Consider the following 17,689-nt stretch of genomic DNA (forward strand, 5'->3'; position numbering starts at 1 on the left):
GGTCAGCGCCGACGTGATCGATCGACTACGGTACGGAGACCATCTTGATCAACGGGGGTTGGAAATGGGTAAGAGGATCACGCAGGTCGCCGTGTCGGTGCTTGTAGCGGCGGGAGGACTCGCCGCCGCAGCCGCACCCGCACAGGCCGGCGGCTACATCACCGAAGGGTTCTACTACAGCCTGGCCAGCTGTGAGTCCACCGGCAAGAGCAAGGTCGCCAGCGGCTACCAGAGCTACTACTGCCTGGCTGGCTACAGCGGCAGCCGTCCGATCGCCGCTAGCGACGTCGTCGTCTCCGCGAGCACCGACGCCGCGGAGTGCGACCGCTGCGGCTCCCGCGGCTTCTGGCTGCGGCTCTACATCAGCTAGCCGGCCGGTACGACGCGGGGTTACCCGGGCAGCTCCGTGTAGCCGACTGACGGTCGGACGCGCAGCGGGCGAGACCCGGACACAACCAAACCGGCCGGCAGGAAACCCTGCCGGCCGGTTTACCAGTTGGCCACCTCACGCAACGCCGAGGTACGCCTCCTTGACCGCCGGGTCGTGCAGGAGTTCCTGGCCGGTGCCCTCCTTGACGATCCGGCCGGTCTCCAACACGTACCCCCGGTGGGCCCGGGACAGTGCCTGCTGCGCGTTCTGCTCGACCAGCAGGATGGTCGTGCCCTGCTCGTTGATCCGCGTGATGATCTCGAAGATCTGCTGGATCAGCTTGGGGGCCAGCCCCATCGACGGCTCGTCCAGCAGCAGCAGCTTCGGACGGGTCATCAACGCCCGACCCACCGCCAGCATCTGCTGCTCACCGCCGGAGAGCGTGCCGCCGGCCTGCTTGCGCCGCTCGTGCAGCCGCGGGAACAGGTCGAACACCATCGCCAGGTCCTTGACGATGTCGGCCCTGTCCTTGCGGGTGTAGGCGCCCATCTCCAGGTTCTCCAGCACGGTCATGCCGGGGAAGACGCCGCGCCCCTCGGGCGACTGCCCGATCCCCCGGATCACCCGCAGGTCGGCGCGCAGCCGGCTGACGTCGGTGCCGTCGAACTTGATGCTGCCGCCGGAGATGGCGTGCAACCCGGAGATCGCCTTCATCGTCGTGGTCTTACCGGCGCCGTTCGCACCGATCAACGCCACGATCTCGCCCTGGTCGACGTGCAGGCTGATGCCGTGCAGCGCCTCGATGCGGCCGTAGAGCAACGTCAGGTTGTCGATCTCAAGCAGCATCCTCGACACCTCCCAGGTACGCCGCGATCACCTTCGGGTCGTCGCGCACCTCGGCCGGCGACCCCTCGGCGATCTTCTGCCCGAACTCCAGCACCACCAGCCGGTCCACCACGCCCATGACCAGTCGCATGTCGTGCTCGATCAGCAGGACGGTGACGCCCGAGTCGCGGATCTTGCGGATCAGCTGCAGCAGGGCCACCTTCTCCGCCGGGTTGAACCCGGCGGCCGGCTCGTCCAGGCAGAGCAGCGTGGGGTCGGTCGCCAGCGCCCGAGCGATCTCGAGTCGACGCTGGTCACCGTACGACAGGTTACGGGCCAGGTCGCCGGCGCGGCCCTGGATGCCGACGAAGTCCAGCAGCTCGCGGGCCTTGGCCTTGCCCTGCCGCTCCTCGCGCCAGTGCCGCGGCAACCGCAGCAGGGCGCTCGGGACACTGGTCTTGTGGTTGGCGTCCGCGCCGACCTGCACGTTCTCCAGCGCCGTCATCTCCGGGAAGAGACGGATGTTCTGGAAGGTACGCGCGATCCCGAGCTTGGTGATCTGGAACCGCTTACGGCCACTGACCTTCTCGCCCCGGAACCGGATCTGGCCGGTCGTCGGGGTGTAGACGCCCGTCATCGCGTTGAAGCAGGTCGTCTTGCCCGCGCCGTTCGGCCCGATCAGCCCGAGGATCTCGCCCTCGTAGAGGGTGAAGTTGACATCGTTGAGGGCCACCACGCCACCGAACCGCAGCGTGACGTGGTCCACCTCCAGCAGCGGCTTGCGGCCGTCCACCGGCGGGGCCGGCTCGCTGACGGCCTCGTCCGGCGTCGACGACGTCTCCGCCGGGCTGCCCACCGTCGTCCGCGCGTCGATCGCCATGTCACGCTCGCTGGTGACGTCGCGCTCGCTACCCATCCGTGGCTCACTCAACGACAGCCACCTCCTTCTGCCGGTCCTTGAGCTCGGCGGCACGCCGCCGGTTCGGCCACAGACCCTGCGGGCGGAAGATCATCACGATGATCAGCAGGACCCCGAAGATGAAGTAACGCAACGACGTCGGGCTGACGTCGAAGTCGTTGCCGAAGACGGTAGCCGTCTCCGGCAGACCGAAGACGTCACCCACCGACCGCAGCCACTCCGGAATGTAGATGACCAGGAAGCCGCCGAGGATCGCGCCACCGATGCTGCCGGCGCCACCGAGCAGCACCGCCGCCAACACCAGGATCGAATTCTCCAGGGAGAACGTGGACGAGTTGACGAAGTTGGCCTGACCGGCCCACAACGTGCCGGACAGTCCGCCGACCGCCGCGCCGATCGCGAACGCCCACAGCTTGAACCGGAACGTCGGCACACCCATCAGCTCCGCCGCGTCCTCGTCCTCACGGATCGCCACCCAGGCGCGACCCACCCGGCTGTTGGCCAGGTTCCGGATCAGGAAGACCGCGCCGATGATCACGGTGAGCAGCAGCCAGTAGTACGGCTTGAACTCGAACTGGAAGATGGCCGTCCCGTTCGGGTACTTGCCCGGCGGGTGCCCCACCTGCGGGATGCCCCGGTCGCCGTTCAGGACCCAGTCCTGGTTCTTGGCGACGATCCGGATCATCTCCGCGAAACCGAGCGTCACGATCGCCAGATAGTCACCCCGCAGCCGCAGCGTCGGAGCGCCCAGGAGCACACCGGACAGCAGCGCCAGCGCGATGGCGATCGGCACCGTGACCAACCACGGCCACGGGCTCTCGAACCAGTTGTACTCGGTGATGAGCTTGCTCTCCGGCGACGTCAACAGCGCCACCGTGTACGCACCGACGGCGAAGAAGCCGAAGAACCCCAGGTCCAACAGACCCGCATAGCCCACCACGACGTTGAGACCGAGCGACAGCAGCACGATCCACGCGCAGTAGAACAGCACCGCCGCCATGTCGTTGCGGGTGGTGTAGAGGGGGATCCACACACCCGGGATGTTCAGGTACTCGTAGAACCACTTGTTCGGCAGGACGTACAGGAAGGCGATGAAGGCCAGCAACCCGGTGATCCGGGCGGACTTCGGCAGTCCGTCGACCCGCCGACCGATGGCACTCGAAGCGGAGTGCCAGCGCTCTCGCAGAGCGGTCATGCCCGCGCCCTCCCCAACGACTCGCCCAAGAGGCCGGTCGGCCGGAACATCAGCAGGACGATCAGCACCACGAACGCGATGAGGTCCCGCCACTGCGAGCCGAAGAGCGCCGACCCGTAGTTCTCGACCAGACCGAGCAGGATGCCGCCGATCGCCGCACCCCGCAGGTTGCCGATACCGCCCAGCACCGCGGCGGAGAACGCCTTGAGCCCGAGCAGGAAGCCGATGTTGTAGCGGGTGTTTCCGCTCTTCATGTCACTGAAGACGGCGGCGACGCCGGCCATCAGACCGCCCAGCACGAAGACCAACGCGATCACACGGCTCTTGTTGACACCCATCAGCGCGGCCGTGTTGGCGTCCTGCGCCACCGCGCGGATGCCCTTGCCGAACCGGGTCTTGTTAACGAACCAGTCCAGACCCACCATCATGATGATGGCCACGCTCAGCGTCAGCATCTGCACCGGCGTGACGCTCCAGCCACCGATCTTGAACAGCGTGTCGGCGGGCAGCAGGGCCGGGGCGCCGATCTGACGCCGCTGGGTCAGCGTTCCCATCAGCTCCATCAACGCGTACGAAGCGCCGATGGCGGTGATCAGGAAGGCCAGCGGCGGCGCGTTGCGCCGTCGCAGCGGCCGATATGCGGTAACCTCGATGAGCAGAGCGACACTGCCGGACAGCAGCGCCGCGACAACGATCGCCAGAGCGATCAGCAGCAGCGCTTTACCGACCGACGGAGCGCCGCTGTTGCTGTCAAGCCCGAAGGCCGCCCAGGTCCAGATGGCACCGAACGTGCCGATCATGAAGACCTCGGAGTGCGCAAAGTTGATCAGGCGAAGTACGCCGTAGACGAGGGTGTAGCCGAGGGCGATGAGCGCGTAGATCGCACCCTGCACCAACCCGGTTGTGGTCAGTTCCGGGAAGCCCCGGACGAGTTCTGCAAAGTCCACCGATGCTCCGAAGGGTGTTGCGTTGAGCCGATGCGGCCGGGGTTACGCACCCCGACCGCATCGAAACAACTCTGTTCGTCACGCCCTCAAACCTGTGACCCTGGCGGGATCAGGCCTTCGGGATCTCCACGTCCGGAGCCCACGCGCCGGCCTTCGCCTTGAAGGCCCACACCTTGACCTGGGCCGGGTCCAGCTCGCCGTTCGGCTCCCACTTGTAGGTCACGCCAGAGGCGGAACCAGCCTTGTTGTAGGTGGAGAGGAAGGCCTGGATGTCGGTGCGGGTGGTCTTACCGGCCTTGATCGCCTCGAGGTAGATGTTGGCCAGGTCGAACGCCACGTCCGCGTACACGCCCGGGTCGACGTTGTACTTGGCCTTGAAGTCGGCCACGAAGGTGCCCTTGGCAGCGGTCGCCGGACCACACGGGCAGGTCGCGATGGTGCCCTCGACGTCCTTCTGACCGGCCACCGACAGCATGTTGGCGTCGTTGATGCCGTCGCCACCGATGAACGTGCCGGTCCAGCCGGCGGCACGCAGCTGCTTGAGGAACGGCGCCGCCTCCTCGGTGTAACCCGCGTAGAACAGCACCGTCGCGCCGCTGGTCTTCACCTTGGAGATCTGCGCGCCGAACTCCTGCGCGTTGTCCACGACCTTGTCGGTGCCGATGACCAGCGAGCCGAGGCCCTTCTTGGCCTCGTCGGCCAGACCCGCGCCGTACGCCGACTGGTCGTCGATGACGAACGCCTTCTCGGCCTTCAGCACGTTCTTGATGTAGCTGGCGATCGCCGGGCCCTGGGAGAAGTCGTTACCGACACCCCGGTGGAAGACCTTCCAGCCCTTCTCGGAGAGGCTCGGCCGGGTGGCCGACGGGCTGATGCTGGGCAGGGTAGCGGTGTCGAAGATCGGCAGCGCGACCTCGCTCTCACCGGAGAACGCCGGGCCCACCATGCCGACGATCTTCGAGTCGGCGACCGCGCTGGTCGCCAGACCGCCGGCCAGGTCGGCCTTGCCCTGCGAGTCGAACGCCTGAACGGTGACCTTGCAGTCCGCGTTCGCCGCGTTGTACTTCTCCACGGCCAGGTCGGCACCCTGCTTCATCGGGGTGACCAGGCCGGCGTCGGCGCCCGAGAGCGCCCCGAAGAAACCGATCTTGAGGTCGCACGCCTTGCTGGCGGAACCACCCGACGTGCCCTCGTCCTTCTTACATGCGCTGGCGCCGCCGGCAACAAGCGCCACGATGGCGACGCTGCCGAGGACGCGCACGAAGTTTTGCCTCAAGGCTGGAACCCTCCTCCGTCCAGAAGTCCGCTGGCGCCTGGCAGAACGCCAAGGCCACAACGGACCGGACCGTTCACCCGGTCTGGGGCGGGACGTTATCCCACAACCACTACTCCCCGTAAGGTGTCGTAGGCGGCATTGACTCAACCGTTACCAGAAGCGGAGAACCTCGCGTTTAGATGTCACATCGGCGCCTGTCGACAACTCGTCAAAGGGACCCAGAAGGCGCGAACCACACCCGCGCCGCCACCCCGTCGTCGACGGTGACCACCATCCGACCGGCCGCTGACGCCACCGCCGCAGATGTGTCCCCACCTGCCGAAACGTGCACTGGAAGGGTCACCGGCACCCACGACGAGGCATCCCCGGCGGACCGCCACAGCCGATGCCCGCCGGTCGCCACCGTCATCGCCAGCACCACCTGACCGTCGCCGGCAGCCGCCTCGACGCCCGCCACCGCGCCCGCCCCCGTCGCCCCGAAATCCGCGACAGCCCGCCACTTTCCGGCGCCGGCCGTCGCCTCAGGCGACCATTTCCAGGCGTGGAATGCGCTCCCCCGCACCCCCAGCGCGTACACCACGGCACCCACCCGGACGAGACGCTGCACGATCTCGTCCGCATCCGTCGCCGGCAATGCCACCCGCGCCCACTCCCGGCCGTCCGACGACGACCAGACGTACGGGTCACGGTCCGCCCGACCCACCGGCCGCCCGCCGCCCGCGACCAACCAGCCGTCGGGCGAGGCCACCACATCCGTGGCGATCGTCGTCAACCCCGCGTCACTGGCCAGCCCCGGAGCATCGTCGACGAGCGTGAAGTCGGACGCGTCCGCGGAACGCCACACCGCCGCCCCGCCCGTGCGGGCGCCCGCGATCAGCCAACCGCCAGCACCACCCGCGACACGGCTCGCGCTGACCGCCTCCGGTCCGCCGTACAACTCGAACTCCGCCGGCACCTCGGCCAGACCGCCGTCGGCGTCCTGCCGCCACGTCCGCACCCGCGGGTTGCCGTGGGCACCACCCGACTTCGCCCCGATGACGGCGATCCGACCCTCGTGACAACCGACCGCGTACAGGATCGCGCGCTCGCCGTAGTAGCTGATCGGCCGCAACGGCAACGACGTCCACACGCGACCGTCCACGCTCCGCCAGGCGGCCGGCCGGGTCGCACCGTCCGGCGCACCCACCGCGCCGACCGCGTACCACCGACCCGCGCAGGCGGTCACGTCACGCGCGATGAGCCGACCCGGTGAACCCGGGGGCATCGGCAGGTCCGCCATCTCCCACCGCGGACGCACCGGATCGGGAAGCCGCCCGTCGTCGGTGGCGCGGCAGCCCGCGAGCAGCGTGACGACAACCCCGACCACCGCGACCGTACGCCGGACCGACACGCAGCAGATGCTATCGATCCGATCAGCCGCTGCCGAGGATCGACCGGCGCTCAGACGGACGGTTGCTGCGCCACCTCGCCGCCGGCGGTCTCCGCGAGGATCCGCTCGGCGACCTCCTTCATGGTCATCCGGTGGTCCATCGCCGTGCGCTGGATCCACTTGAACGCCTGCGGCTCGGTCATCCCGTACGTCGTCATCAGCGCACCCTTGGCGCGCTCCACCGTCTTGCGGATCTCCAGACGGTCGGTCAGGCTCGCGACCTCGGCCTCCAGGGCCGCGACCTCCGAGTACCGCGACAACGCGATCTCCACCGCCGGGACCAGGTCACTCTTCTGGAAGGGCTTCACGAGGTACGCCATGGCGCCCGCCGCCCGCGCCCGCTCCACCAGATCCCGCTGACTGAACGCGGTGAGAATGATCACCGGAGCGATCCGCGCGCCCGCGATGCGCTCGGCGGCGGCCAGCCCGTCCATGATCGGCATCTTGATGTCGAGGATGACGAGGTCGGGCTTGAGCTCCTCGGCGAGGCGTACGGCGGTCTCGCCGTCGCCGGCCTCCCCCACCACCTCGTAGCCCTCTTCGACGAGCATCTCGGCGAGGTCCAGCCGGATCAGCGCCTCGTCCTCGGCGATCAGCACGCGCCTGCGCTCGGCATCCGTCGGCGTCTCAGCCACCAGCCCTACCCCCACCAGTTCGAACCCGACACCCGCCCAGCCGGGTGTCACCGCCCTCAGCGTAGTGGGTATCCTGTCAGGGCCGAATCAGGGAAGCGTCCCCGTATTCCAACTGGCAGAGAAACGGAGCTCAAACCTCCGACAGTGTGGGTTCGAATCCCACCGGGGGCACCAAAACTGTCGTACGGCTGTTCGAGAATCGACTCGTGCACCCACCCGAAATTCACGCACGAGCACGGCAGATGTTCCTGGCCGGCAGCACCGTTGCCGACACCGCCCGCGCGACCGGGCTGCCTTACCGGACGGTCTGGCACTGGTGTACCGATCGTCCAGAGGCTCGCCTCCGAGGCACGCAGCTTCGGTGCTTCCGCTGTCGCGACGGTGTCGACAGTCCGACAGACCCCGCCGCCTACATCTACCTGCTCGGCCTCTACCTGGGCGACGGCCATCTGGCCGTCTCACCGAAGGTGCCGGTGCTACGGATCGCCTGCACGGCTAGCTATCCACACCTCGTCGAGGCGTGCGAGTCGGCCATGCTCTCCGTGCTCGCGTCACGCGTGCAGAGAATCCCCAAGCAGGGCTGTGTCTCGGTCGAGAGCAGCGGCACGCACTGGCCGTGTCTGTTTCCACAGCACGGTCCCGGCAAGAAGCACGAGCGGCCGATCGTCCTGGCCGACTGGCAGCGGTCGCTCGTCGAGAGCCACCCCGGCGACTTCGTCCGCGGCCTGTTCCACTCCGACGGCTGCCGGTTCGCCAACCGGGTGACCGTGCGCGGCAAGGAGTACGTCTACCCGCGCTACATGTTCGTCAACGAGTCGACCGACATCATGGGGCTCTGCCAGTGGAGCCTCGACCTGCTCGGCATCGCCTGGCGGATGAACCGCCGCAACTCGCTGTCGGTGGCGCGACGCGACGCGGTCGCCACCCTCGACCGACACGTAGGCCCAAAATCCTGACCAGCCGGCCAGCCTGCCAGCCTGCCAGCCCGGTGATCATGAAGTTATTGCGCCGACACGCCGATGTCGCAGGCAATAACTTCATGATCGACCGGCGTTGGGACGGCGACCCGCATGTGCGTGGGAGCCTGTGCGAGTTGTCGACGACAGGGGTGGATCTGATGCGGGTGGTCATCTTCGGTGCGACCGGCATGGTCGGTCAGGGCGTGCTGCGGGAGTGCCTGCTCGCCGACGACGTCCGGGAGGTGCTCACCATCGGTCGCCGGCCGACCGGTCAGCGGAACCCGAAGCTGCGGGAGTCGACCGTCGCCGACGTCGGTGACCTGGAGGCGGTACGCGCCGAGTTGACCGGCGTCGACGCGTGTTTCTACTGCTTGGGTGTCTCGTCGCTGGGTCTGGACGAGGCGGCGTACACCCGGGTCAGCTACGACTTTCCGATGGCGGCGGCGCGGTTGCTGGCCGAGGTGAGCCCGCAGGTCACGTTCGTCTACGTCTCCGGCGTCGGCACCGACCCGACCGGGCAGGGCCGGGTGATGTGGGCGCGGGTGAAGGGCCGCACCGAGAACGCGGTCATGGAGCTGTTGCCGAACGGGTATGCGGCGCGGCCCGGGTTCATCCAGCCGACGTACGGGGCGGTGTCGAAGACCCGCTGGTACCGGCTCGGGTACGCGGTGACCCGTCCGCTGTTTCCGGTGTTGCGGCGGCTGCTGCCGAACCAGGTGACGACCACGGACGGGATCGGCCGGGCGATGTTGCGGGTGGCCCGGGAGGGCTCGCCGACCCGGGTGTTGGGCAACCGCGAGCTGCGCTGATCAGGCGATGGCGTCGAACGCCTGGGCGAGGTCGGCGCGCAGGTCCTCGGGGTCTTCGAGGCCGACGGAGAGGCGCAGCAGCGCGCCGTCGGGCTTCGCGTCGCCCTCGACGGGTCGGTGGGTGAGCGAGGCGGGGTGCTGGATGAGGGTGTCGACGCCGCCGAGGGACACGGCGTGGGTGATGAGTCGGCAGGAGGCGGCGACGGTGGCGGCGGCGGGCGTGCCGCCGCGTACCTCGAAGGCGAGGAGGCTGCCGGGTCCCGACATCTGCCGGCCGACGAGCGCCGCCGGGTCGTACACCGAGGGGTGGTGGACCCGGTGTATGGCGGGGTGGTCGGCGAGCCAGCCGGCGAGTTTCTCGGCGGTGGCCTGTTGGGCGCGTACCCGTAGCGGCAGGGTCTGCAGGCCGCGGTGCAGGAGGTAGCCGCCGAGGGGGTGCAGGATCGCGCCGGTGACGGCGCGGACCTGGCGCAGGCGGGTGGCCCAGGCCTCGTCGCAGGCGACGACGCCGGCGAGGACGTCGCCGTGGCCGCCGATGCTCTTGGTGGCGCTGTGCAGGACGAGGGCGGCGCCGTGGCGGGCGGGTTGTTGCAGGACGGGGGTGGCGACGGTGTTGTCGACGAGCAGGGGTACGTCGCCGGCCGCTGCGGCGAGGGCGGCGATGTCGACGAGGTCGAGGGTGGGGTTGGCGGGGGTCTCGATGACGACCAGCGCGGTGTCGGGGCGGATGGCGGCGGCGACCTGGTCGGGGTGGGTCCAGGTGACGGTGGTGCCGAGCAGGCCGGTGGCGAGGACGTGATCGGTGCCGCCGTAGAGGGGGCGGACGGCGACGATGTGGCGGTGGCCGTCGCGGGTGGCGGCGAGCAGGGTGGCGGTGAGGGCGGCCATGCCGCTGGCGAAGGCGACGGCCTGTTCGGTGCCTTCGAGGGTGGCGAGGGCGGTCTCGAAGCGGGCGACGGTGGGGTTCCAGAGCCGCTGGTAGACGGCGCTGGCGTCGGCGGGCAGGGTGCCGCCGGTGGCGAGGTGTTCGTAGGCGTTGCCGCCGTCGTCGACCGAGGGCAGTGGGTTGGTGGTGGAGAGGTCGATCGGTGGTACGTGCACGCCGAGCGTGCGCAGGTCGTCGCGGCCGGCGTGTACGGCCCGGGTGTCCACCGTCGTCATGCGGGTAGGGTCGAACATCTGCCGGCATGGGGGCAACAGTTTGGTAGATGATTCTGTCCAGGGCCCCTGGTTTTGGTCGCTGGTTCGGAGGACGATGCTCGGATGCCCTCTGAGTCGAACGATGTGCGGCCGTATCCGGCCCTGGACGAGGTGGATCGCGCGATCCTCGCCGAGTTGGTGGCGGACGGCCGGTTGCCGAACAACGCGCTCGCCGAGCGGGTGGGGGTGGCGCCGTCGACGTGTCTGACGCGTACGCGGGCGTTGCGTGAGCGCGGGGCGATCCGGGGTTTCCACGCGGAGGTGGACCCGGCGGCGTTGGGCCTGCCGTTGCAGGCGCTGGTGTCGGTGCGGTTGACGGCGCACGAGCGGGCGGCGGTGGACGCGTTCCGGGCGCGGTCGGTGCGGCTGCCCGGGGTGGTGTCGGTGTTCCACGTGGCGGGCGCGGAGGACTACGTGCTGCACGTGCGGGCGGCGTCAGGTGACGCGTTGCGGGATTTCGTGCTGGACCATCTGGCGGTCGATCCGGTGGTGCAGCACACCCAGACCAGCCTGATCTTCGAGCAGGCGCGTGGGGTGGGCTGACCGGCGGTCGGAATGAACGGGCAGGCCGGGGAGTTGGCACAACGTGTGATCACCGTACCGTTGTCTGTTCTTGATCTTGCCCCGGTCGCCAGGGGCGCCACTGTCGGCGCGGCGTTGCAGGCCACCACGGAGCTGGCCCGGCGCACCGAGGAGCTGGGCTATCACCGCTTCTGGGTGGCCGAGCACCACAACATGCCGGCGATCGCCAGCTCCGCGCCGGCGGTCCTGCTGGCGCACCTGGCGGCGAACACGTCGACCATCCGGCTGGGTTCCGGTGGGGTGATGCTGCCGAACCACGCGCCGCTGGTGGTGGCCGAGCAGTTCGGCACCCTGGAGGCGCTGCACCCGGGCCGGATCGACCTGGGCATCGGCCGGGCCCCGGGCACCGACCAGGTGACCGCGCTGGCGTTGCGCCGCACCATGGAGGGCCTGTCGGCGGAGGGTTTCCCGCGTGAGCTGGCCGACCTGATGAACTACTTCAGCGGCGAGCAGCCGGGGCAGATCGTCGCCACCCCGGGTCGCGGCGAGCAGCCGGCCGTGTGGCTGCTGGGCTCGAGCGGCTTCAGCGCCCAGTTGGCCGGCCTGTTGGGTCTGCCGTTCTCGTTCGCGCACCACTTCAGCGCGGCGAACACGCTGCCGGCGCTGGCGCTGTACCGGCAGAACTTCCGCCCGTCGCAGTGGCTGGACAAGCCGTACGCGATGGTCGCCGTCAACGCGGTCTGCGCCGACACGGACGAGCGGGCCGAGTGGCTGGCCGGGCCGAGCGCGCTGTCGTTCCTGAAGCTGCGTTCCGGTCGACCGGAGCCGCTGTCGACGCCGGACGAGGCGGCGGCGTACCCGTACTCGGAGTTCGAGCGGGAGTTCGTGCTGCAACGGCGCGAGGGTCAGGCGATGGGCTCGCCGGAGACGGTACTGCGGCAGCTCACCGAGTTGCAGGAGCGCACCGGCGCGGACGAGCTGATGCTCACCACGCTGGTGTACGACGTGGCCGACCGGGTGCGGTCGTACGAGTTGATCGCCGAAAAGGTGGCCGGGGGCCTGCGCCGGGACGCGTGAAACACGATCTTCACGTCAGCGTCACTCCCGCGACCCGGACGGTGCCTAATGTTGGTGCCGGTGGTGGTACGGCATTCCCGGTCGGGACGGGTCGGGAATGCCGCGGTGTGGAGCACCGGGCTGCAGCTGTGCGGATTCCGCGGCTGCGGCCCGGTGCCTGCCACCTTAGGCGAACGCGATCAGTACCGCCAGGGTCAGATCAGCGTAGGTAGATGTTCGGGGTGGGTGGGCTCGACATCTGGTCGCCGATGAAGAACCCCGGGTGTGGCGGCTGGTTGTAGGCGGTGTTCTGCCACGCGATGGCCACCCGGTACTGCGGGTCGTGCATGAGCGTGTAGATCCGGGTGCTGGTCGGGGTGGGTGTGCTGTAGATCCGCAACGCCCGGCTGTCGGTGGTCCGCCAGATCACCTCCTCGCGCCAGTCGCCCAGGATGTCGCCGGAGAGCGACGGCGTGGACTTGGTGCCGTTGTTGGACGCGACCCCGCTGCCGTCGAGCAGTCGGGTCTCGCCGCCGGTGCCGTATTTGTCGATCTTCGTGGCGTCCAGCAGCTCCCGGACGGGATCGCCGTCCCACCAGGCGAGGAAGTTCGTCGACGAGGGCTTGCGGCCGATGTTCTGCCCACGGGTGTTGGCGAGGCCGGAGACCGCCGCGGACCAGGACTCCGCGCCGGGGCTGCCGGCCCAGATGTCCGCCGAGACGCCTCGGCCGTTGTCGCCGGAGGCCGGCGTGGACCACAGGATCTGACCGGTACGGGCGTCCGCGAACCAGGAGCTGGGCTTGCTGCCGTCCTCGTCGACCTTGAACACCTCCAGGCCGGCGCGGCCCGGGTCGAGATCCCCGACGTGCAGGGCGTCGCCGTGCCCGTTGCCGGTGGAGTAGAGCAGCCGTCCGTTGTCGTCGACGGTGGCGGCGCCGTAGACGATCTCCTGGCGGCCGTCGTTGTCGACGTCGGCCACGGAGAGCTGGTGGTTGCCCTGCCCGGCTGCCGCGCCGTTGCCGGAGGAGTTCGAGTCGAACGTCCAGCGCTTGGTCAGCGTGCCGTTGCGGAAGTCCCAGGCCGCGATCACCGCGCGGGTGTAGTAGCCCCGCGCCATGATCAGTGACGGGCGCTGGCCGTCCAGGTACGCGGTGCCGGCGAGGAACCGGTCCACCCGGTTGCCGTACGAGTCGCCCCAGGACGACACGGTGCCGCGCGGCGGGTCGTAGGTGACGGTGGAGGCGATCGCACCGGTCTGGCCGTTGAACATGGTCAGGTACTCCGGGCCGGACAGCACGTAGCCACTGGAGTTGCGGTAGTCCGCCGACGACGAGCCGATGAGCTGACCGGTGCCGGAGCGGGTGCCGTCGGCGGTCTTCATGGCCACCTCGGCGCGGCCGTCGCCGTCGTAGTCGTACACCTGGAACTGGGTGTAGTGCGCGCCGGCCCGGATGTTGCGGCCGAGGTCGATGCGCCACAGCCGGGTGCCGGTCAGGGTGTACGCGTCGACGTAGACGTTGCCGGTGTAGCCGGACTGGGAGTTGTCCTTGGCGTTCGACGGGTCCCACTTGAGGACGATCTCGTAGCTGCCGTCACCGTTGAGGTCGCCGACGGAGGCGTCGTTGGCGCTGTAGGTGTAGCTCTCCCCGCTGGGGGTGGTGCCGCCGGGCGGCACCTGGAGGGGCACGTCCAGGTAGCCGTTGGCGAACTGTAGGGCCGGCGCGGACGCCGCCTGCTCGGCGCCGCCCACCACGGCCCGCACGGTGTACGTCGAGCCGGCCGCCGCGCCGCTGTCGAGGTAGTTGGTGGCGCCGGTGATGGGGTTGGCGTTGACCTTGGTGGTGCCGCGGTAGAGGTTGAACGACACGCCGGACGTCTCGGTGCCGAGCAGCCGCCAGGAGACCAGGTTGCCGTTGCCGGAGCGGACGCTGACCAGCCCGCGGTCGAGGTTCTCCAGCTGTTTCGCGCCGGCCGGAGGGTTGGTCGGGGGCGGCGTGGTCGGGGGCGGCGTGGTCGGGGGCGGCGTGGTCGGGGGCGGCGTGGTCGGGGGCGGCGTGGTCGGCGGTGGGGTGGTCGGGGCCGGAGTCGTCGGCTCGCCCGTGGGGGGCGCGCCGGTGCAGGTGACGCCGTTGAGCGTGAAGCTGGCCGGCGCCGGGTTGCTGCTCGTCCAGGAGGCGTTGAACCCGAACGAGGCGGTGCCGTTGGTGGCGAGCGCGCCGTTGTAGTCGACGTTGCGCGCGCTCACCTGCGCGCCGGACTGGCTGACGGTGGCGTTCCAGGCCTGGGAGACCTGCTGGCCGGCGGCGTACGACCAGGCCAGGGTCCAGCCGTTGATCGGGTCGCCGAGGTTGGTGATGGTGACGTTGGCGCCGAAGCCGCCCTGCCACTGGTTGGTGATCTGATAGTCGACGCGACAGCCGATGGCGGCGGCCGAGGCGACGACCGCACCTGCGGCGCCGGCCGCGACGGCCGCGGCCGTCGCGGCGGCGAGCACGGTCAGCCGTTGTCTTGACGGGTGCATGAACTGCCTCCGGGGGATCCGGTGGTGACCGCTGTTGGCCCACCTGCCCTGCCCGGGAAGCACGGTGGACGGTCCGCCGCGGCGGCGACGGGACGGCGATCTGGGTCGGGGATTGACGCCCTGGAACTCGGATCCGGCTCAGCCGCATCGTAGGGCAAGCGCTTTCCGGTCCGCAATATCGATGACCGTCACCTCATGCGACCCTTGACCCCGCCCCAGACCGCCTGATCGACTCGACCGGATGAGCGCTCCGCACATGGACCCGGACGAGTTCCGCCGCGCCGGCCACGCCGTCGTCGACTGGATCGCCGACTACTGGACGACCCTGCACCAGCGACCGGTCACCTCCGCCGACCCGCCGGGCACGGTGGCCGAGGCCCTACCGGTCTCGCCGCCCACCACGGGCGGCGAACCGGTCGAGGCGCTCCTCGCCGACCTGGACACCATCGTCCTGCCCGGGTTGACGCACTGGCAGCACCCCGGCTTCTTCGGCTACTTCCCGGCGAACACCTCCGGTCCGAGCCTGCTCGGCGACCTGGTCAGCTCCGGACTCGGGGTGCAGGGCATGATGTGGGCGACGAGCCCGGCCTGCACCGAACTCGAGACGGTCATGATGGACTGGCTGGCCGAACTGCTCGACCTGCCGCCGCGTTTCTCCTCGACCGGGTCCGGTGGCGGCGTCATCCAGGACTCGGCGTCGTCGGCGACCCTGGTGGCCACCCTCGCCGCGCTGTACCGCGCCAGCGGGGGTCGGTGGCGCGCGACCGGCATCGACCGGCGCTACCGCGCGTACACGTCGGTGCACGGGCACTCCTCGATCGAGAAGGCCGCGCGGATCGCCGGGCTGAGCGCGGACGGGGTGCGGGCGCTCGACGTGGACCCGGACACCCAGGCGCTGCGCCCGGATGCGTTGCGCGCCGCCATCGAGGCGGATCTGGCCGTCGGGGACGTACCCGCCATCGTGGTCGCGACCATCGGCACCACCTCCACCACCGCCATCGACCCGGTGGCGGAGATCGGGGCGATCTGCGCCGAGTACGGCATCTGGCTGCACGTGGACGCGGCCTACGCCGGAGCCGCCGCCGTCTGCCCCGAGCTGCGCTGGTCGCACGCCGGTCTGGAGTACGCCGATTCGTACTGTTTCGACCCGCACAAGTGGTTGCTCACCGGCTTCGACTGCGACGCGTTCTGGGTCGCCGACCGCGGCGAGCTGGTCGAGGCGCTGACCGTGCTCCCCGAGTACATGCGCAACGCCGCCTCGGAGTCGGGCGCGGTGCTGGACTACCGGGACTGGCAGGTGCCCCTGGGCCGCCGCTTCCGAGCCCTGAAGCTGTGGTTCGTGCTGCGCTGGTACGGGGTCGAGGGGCTGCGGGCGCACATCCGCTCCGGTGTGGCCCTGGCCGCCCGGTTCGCCGGTCACGTCCGCGCCGACGACCGGTTCGAGCTGGCGGCGGCGCACCCGTTCTCGCTGGTCTGCTTCCGGTTGCGCGCCGACGACGACACGAACGCCGACCTGCTGGCCTCGGTCAACGCCACCGGGCGGGCGCACCTGACCCACACCCGGGTGGCCGGTCGGTACCTCCTGCGGCTGGCCGTCGGCTCACCGCAGACCACCGAGGCGCACATCGACGAGACGTGGGACCTCCTCTCCGAGGCGGCCGAGGAGCTGCGTCCCGGCTGCCCGTCGGTAGATCTGATGGGCGGCGGCCGCGCCGCATCTCGGCCCCTGCGGGGGCGACGACTCCCGTGACCGTGATGCCTGTCAGTCATCTTGATGACTCACAGGCATCACGCTCGCAGGGGGAAGCCGCCCCGCCGCGAACACCGACGGGCGGCTGGAGAGGGACCCGCCCCAGCCACCCGTCGCACGAGCAGCGCAGGTGAGCTGTTCAGCGGGTTCTCGCCACACCAGGACACACGGCCGGCACGGGAGCGCCGACAAGGTCGGTGCCCCCCGGCCGGCGCGCGGGTCAACGCACTCCCGGCGTTCCCGCCACGCTGAGATCGGCCGGTACGCCGCCGCCGGCAGCGCCGGGGATGACAGAGGCCGACTCAGGAAGCACCGGCAGTCCCGCGGCGGGTGCCGTGGCCGTCAGGGTGGCAGCAGACTCGGTGGCCGCCGCGACGGTTGCGCGGGCGCGGGTGCGGCGCAGGGCCCGTACGGCGAAGACCAGCGCGGTCAGCCAGCCGGCGGCGAGCAGGGCGTACAGGGTGGGGCGGAGCGGGCCGTCCAGCTCGGCGGACCGGATCAGGGTGCGGGCGTTGGTCAGCACGATGACGCCACCGACCGCCGCGCCCAGCAGTTGGGCGGGCACGATACGCACCAGCCAGGCGGCCAGCGGGGCGGCGATGAGCCCGCCGATCAGCAGGGCGACGACGGTGGGGAGGAGGAACCCCTCCGTGCCCAGCCCGATCAGGAAGCCGACGCTGGCGGCGCCGGCCACCACGAACTCGGCGGTGTCGACCGAGCCGATCACCTTGCGGGGCTCCAGGCGACCGGAGACCAGCAGCGCCGGGGTGGCGACCGGGCCCCACCCGCCGCCGCCGGTCGCGTCGACGAAGCCGGCGACCAGGCCCAGGGGGCCGAGGAAGCGTCCGCGCAGCCGTCCGCCGACCCGACCGGTGCGCAGCGGTCGGGCGAAGCGCACCAGCAGGTACATCCCCAGCGTGAAGAGGATGGCGGCCATCCACGGCGCGGCCGACTCGGTGGAGATCGAGCTGAGCAGCGTGGCCCCGGCGAACGCGCCGATCGCGCCGGGCAGGGCGATGCGGGTGACCACGCGCCAGTCGACGTTGCCGAACCGCCAGTGCGCGACCCCGGCAGCGAGCGTGGTGCCGATCTCGGCGAGGTGTACCGACGCCGAGGCGGCGGCGGGAGCGACCCCGACGACCAGCAGCAAGGTGGACGAGGTCAACCCGTACGCCATGCCGAGCGAACCATCGATCAACTGGGCGACGAGGCCGACCAGAGCGAGGACCAGTAGCTTGCGCACGAGCGCCCCCTGACTTTTCGATATCTCCTATCG

At 70.0% G+C, this 17,689-nt stretch carries 16 protein-coding genes and 1 tRNA gene; 7 read left to right on the forward strand and 10 right to left on the reverse strand.

The features are described 5' to 3' along the window. Positions 1–64: 64 nt before the first annotated feature. A complete protein-coding gene (locus tag ACN269_RS10290) occupies positions 65–370 on the forward strand; it encodes a hypothetical protein (RefSeq protein WP_421472235.1) in 306 nt (101 codons plus the stop codon). Positions 371–505: 135 nt separating this feature from the next. Here ACN269_RS10290 and ACN269_RS10295 read toward each other — a convergent pair whose 3' ends face one another. The 7 genes from ACN269_RS10295 to ACN269_RS10325 all read right to left on the reverse strand — a co-directional run bounded on the left by ACN269_RS10295 (position 506) and on the right by ACN269_RS10325 (position 7,596). Then, a complete protein-coding gene (locus tag ACN269_RS10295; protein WP_421472236.1) occupies positions 506–1,216 on the reverse strand; it encodes an ABC transporter ATP-binding protein in 711 nt (236 codons plus the stop codon). Further along, positions 1,206–2,075, reverse strand: coding sequence for an ABC transporter ATP-binding protein (locus ACN269_RS10300; protein WP_421476262.1), 870 nt, complete (start codon positions 2,073–2,075; stop codon positions 1,206–1,208). The genes ACN269_RS10295 and ACN269_RS10300 overlap by 11 nt, the downstream gene beginning before the upstream one ends. Before the next feature lie 43 nt (positions 2,076–2,118). After that, positions 2,119–3,309, reverse strand: coding sequence for a branched-chain amino acid ABC transporter permease (locus tag ACN269_RS10305; protein WP_421472237.1), 1,191 nt, complete (start codon positions 3,307–3,309; stop codon positions 2,119–2,121). Continuing rightward, entirely contained in the window at positions 3,306–4,256 is a 951-nt protein-coding gene (locus ACN269_RS10310) for a branched-chain amino acid ABC transporter permease (protein WP_421472238.1), read from the reverse strand. The genes ACN269_RS10305 and ACN269_RS10310 overlap by 4 nt, the downstream gene beginning before the upstream one ends. A gap of 109 nt (positions 4,257–4,365) precedes the next feature. Beyond that, complete coding sequence (locus ACN269_RS10315) at positions 4,366–5,532, reverse strand: branched-chain amino acid ABC transporter substrate-binding protein (protein ID WP_421472239.1); 1,167 nt, start codon at positions 5,530–5,532, stop codon at positions 4,366–4,368. Positions 5,533–5,740: 208 nt separating this feature from the next. Beyond that, positions 5,741–6,922, reverse strand: a complete 1,182-nt coding sequence (locus tag ACN269_RS10320) for a hypothetical protein (protein ID WP_421472240.1) — start codon at positions 6,920–6,922, stop codon at positions 5,741–5,743. Positions 6,923–6,972: 50 nt separating this feature from the next. After that, complete coding sequence (locus ACN269_RS10325; RefSeq protein ID WP_355049623.1) at positions 6,973–7,596, reverse strand: ANTAR domain-containing response regulator; 624 nt, start codon at positions 7,594–7,596, stop codon at positions 6,973–6,975. A 97-nt stretch (positions 7,597–7,693) separates the two neighbouring features. Between ACN269_RS10325 and ACN269_RS10330 the strand changes: the two genes are divergently transcribed. From ACN269_RS10330 to ACN269_RS10340, 3 genes are all read left to right on the forward strand, one after another. Then, positions 7,694–7,770 (forward strand) — tRNA-Leu (locus tag ACN269_RS10330). 32 nt (positions 7,771–7,802) lie between these two features. Beyond that, entirely contained in the window at positions 7,803–8,552 is a 750-nt protein-coding gene (locus tag ACN269_RS10335) for a transcriptional regulator (RefSeq protein WP_421472241.1), read from the forward strand. 161 nt (positions 8,553–8,713) lie between these two features. Continuing rightward, positions 8,714–9,364, forward strand: coding sequence for an NAD-dependent epimerase/dehydratase family protein (locus ACN269_RS10340; RefSeq protein ID WP_421472242.1), 651 nt, complete (start codon positions 8,714–8,716; stop codon positions 9,362–9,364). Here the strand turns inward: ACN269_RS10340 and ACN269_RS10345 are convergent, their stop codons facing one another. Further along, a complete protein-coding gene (locus tag ACN269_RS10345; protein WP_421472243.1) occupies positions 9,365–10,543 on the reverse strand; it encodes a trans-sulfuration enzyme family protein in 1,179 nt (392 codons plus the stop codon). Positions 10,544–10,627: 84 nt separating this feature from the next. Here ACN269_RS10345 and ACN269_RS10350 point away from each other — a divergent pair, with 84 nt between their 5' ends. Further along, positions 10,628–11,107 carry an Lrp/AsnC family transcriptional regulator gene (locus ACN269_RS10350; protein ID WP_355049541.1) on the forward strand — a complete coding sequence of 160 codons (480 nt, stop codon included), beginning with the start codon at positions 10,628–10,630 and terminating at the stop codon, positions 11,105–11,107. Between the two features lie 45 nt (positions 11,108–11,152). After that, the gene (locus ACN269_RS10355; RefSeq protein WP_421476265.1) at positions 11,153–12,163 is read left to right on the forward strand and encodes an LLM class flavin-dependent oxidoreductase; all 1,011 of its coding nucleotides are present in this window, start codon (positions 11,153–11,155) and stop codon (positions 12,161–12,163) included. 199 nt (positions 12,164–12,362) lie between these two features. Here the strand turns inward: ACN269_RS10355 and ACN269_RS10360 are convergent, their stop codons facing one another. Continuing rightward, complete coding sequence (locus ACN269_RS10360; RefSeq protein WP_421472244.1) at positions 12,363–14,663, reverse strand: cellulose binding domain-containing protein; 2,301 nt, start codon at positions 14,661–14,663, stop codon at positions 12,363–12,365. Between the two features lie 241 nt (positions 14,664–14,904). Between ACN269_RS10360 and ACN269_RS10365 the strand changes: the two genes are divergently transcribed. Continuing rightward, entirely contained in the window at positions 14,905–16,413 is a 1,509-nt protein-coding gene (locus ACN269_RS10365; protein ID WP_421472245.1) for a pyridoxal-dependent decarboxylase, read from the forward strand. A gap of 220 nt (positions 16,414–16,633) precedes the next feature. Here the strand turns inward: ACN269_RS10365 and ACN269_RS10370 are convergent, their stop codons facing one another. Then, a complete protein-coding gene (locus tag ACN269_RS10370) occupies positions 16,634–17,656 on the reverse strand; it encodes a sulfite exporter TauE/SafE family protein (RefSeq protein ID WP_421472246.1) in 1,023 nt (340 codons plus the stop codon). Between the last annotated feature and the right edge of the window lie 33 nt (positions 17,657–17,689).

The sequence above is a fragment of the Micromonospora sp. WMMD736 genome, from assembly GCF_049179015.1.
Classification (GTDB): Bacteria; Actinomycetota; Actinomycetes; order Mycobacteriales; family Micromonosporaceae; genus Micromonospora.

Bases quoted from the DNA above. Each gene is read 5' to 3' on its own strand.
- ACN269_RS10290 (WP_421472235.1), top strand. From the start codon at position 65: ATGGGTAAGAGGATCACGCAGGTCGCCGTGTCGGTGCTTGTAGCGGCG.
- ACN269_RS10295 (WP_421472236.1), bottom strand. From the start codon at position 1,216: ATGCTGCTTGAGATCGACAACCTGACGTTGCTCTACGGCCGCATCGAG.
- ACN269_RS10300 (WP_421476262.1), bottom strand. From the start codon at position 2,075: ATGGCGATCGACGCGCGGACGACGGTGGGCAGCCCGGCGGAGACGTCG.
- ACN269_RS10305 (WP_421472237.1), bottom strand. From the start codon at position 3,309: ATGACCGCTCTGCGAGAGCGCTGGCACTCCGCTTCGAGTGCCATCGGT.
- ACN269_RS10340 (WP_421472242.1), top strand. From the start codon at position 8,714: ATGCGGGTGGTCATCTTCGGTGCGACCGGCATGGTCGGTCAGGGCGTG.
- ACN269_RS10345 (WP_421472243.1), bottom strand. From the start codon at position 10,543: ATGTTCGACCCTACCCGCATGACGACGGTGGACACCCGGGCCGTACAC.
- ACN269_RS10350 (WP_355049541.1), top strand. From the start codon at position 10,628: ATGCCCTCTGAGTCGAACGATGTGCGGCCGTATCCGGCCCTGGACGAG.
- ACN269_RS10360 (WP_421472244.1), bottom strand. From the start codon at position 14,663: ATGCACCCGTCAAGACAACGGCTGACCGTGCTCGCCGCCGCGACGGCC.
- ACN269_RS10365 (WP_421472245.1), top strand. From the start codon at position 14,905: ATGAGCGCTCCGCACATGGACCCGGACGAGTTCCGCCGCGCCGGCCAC.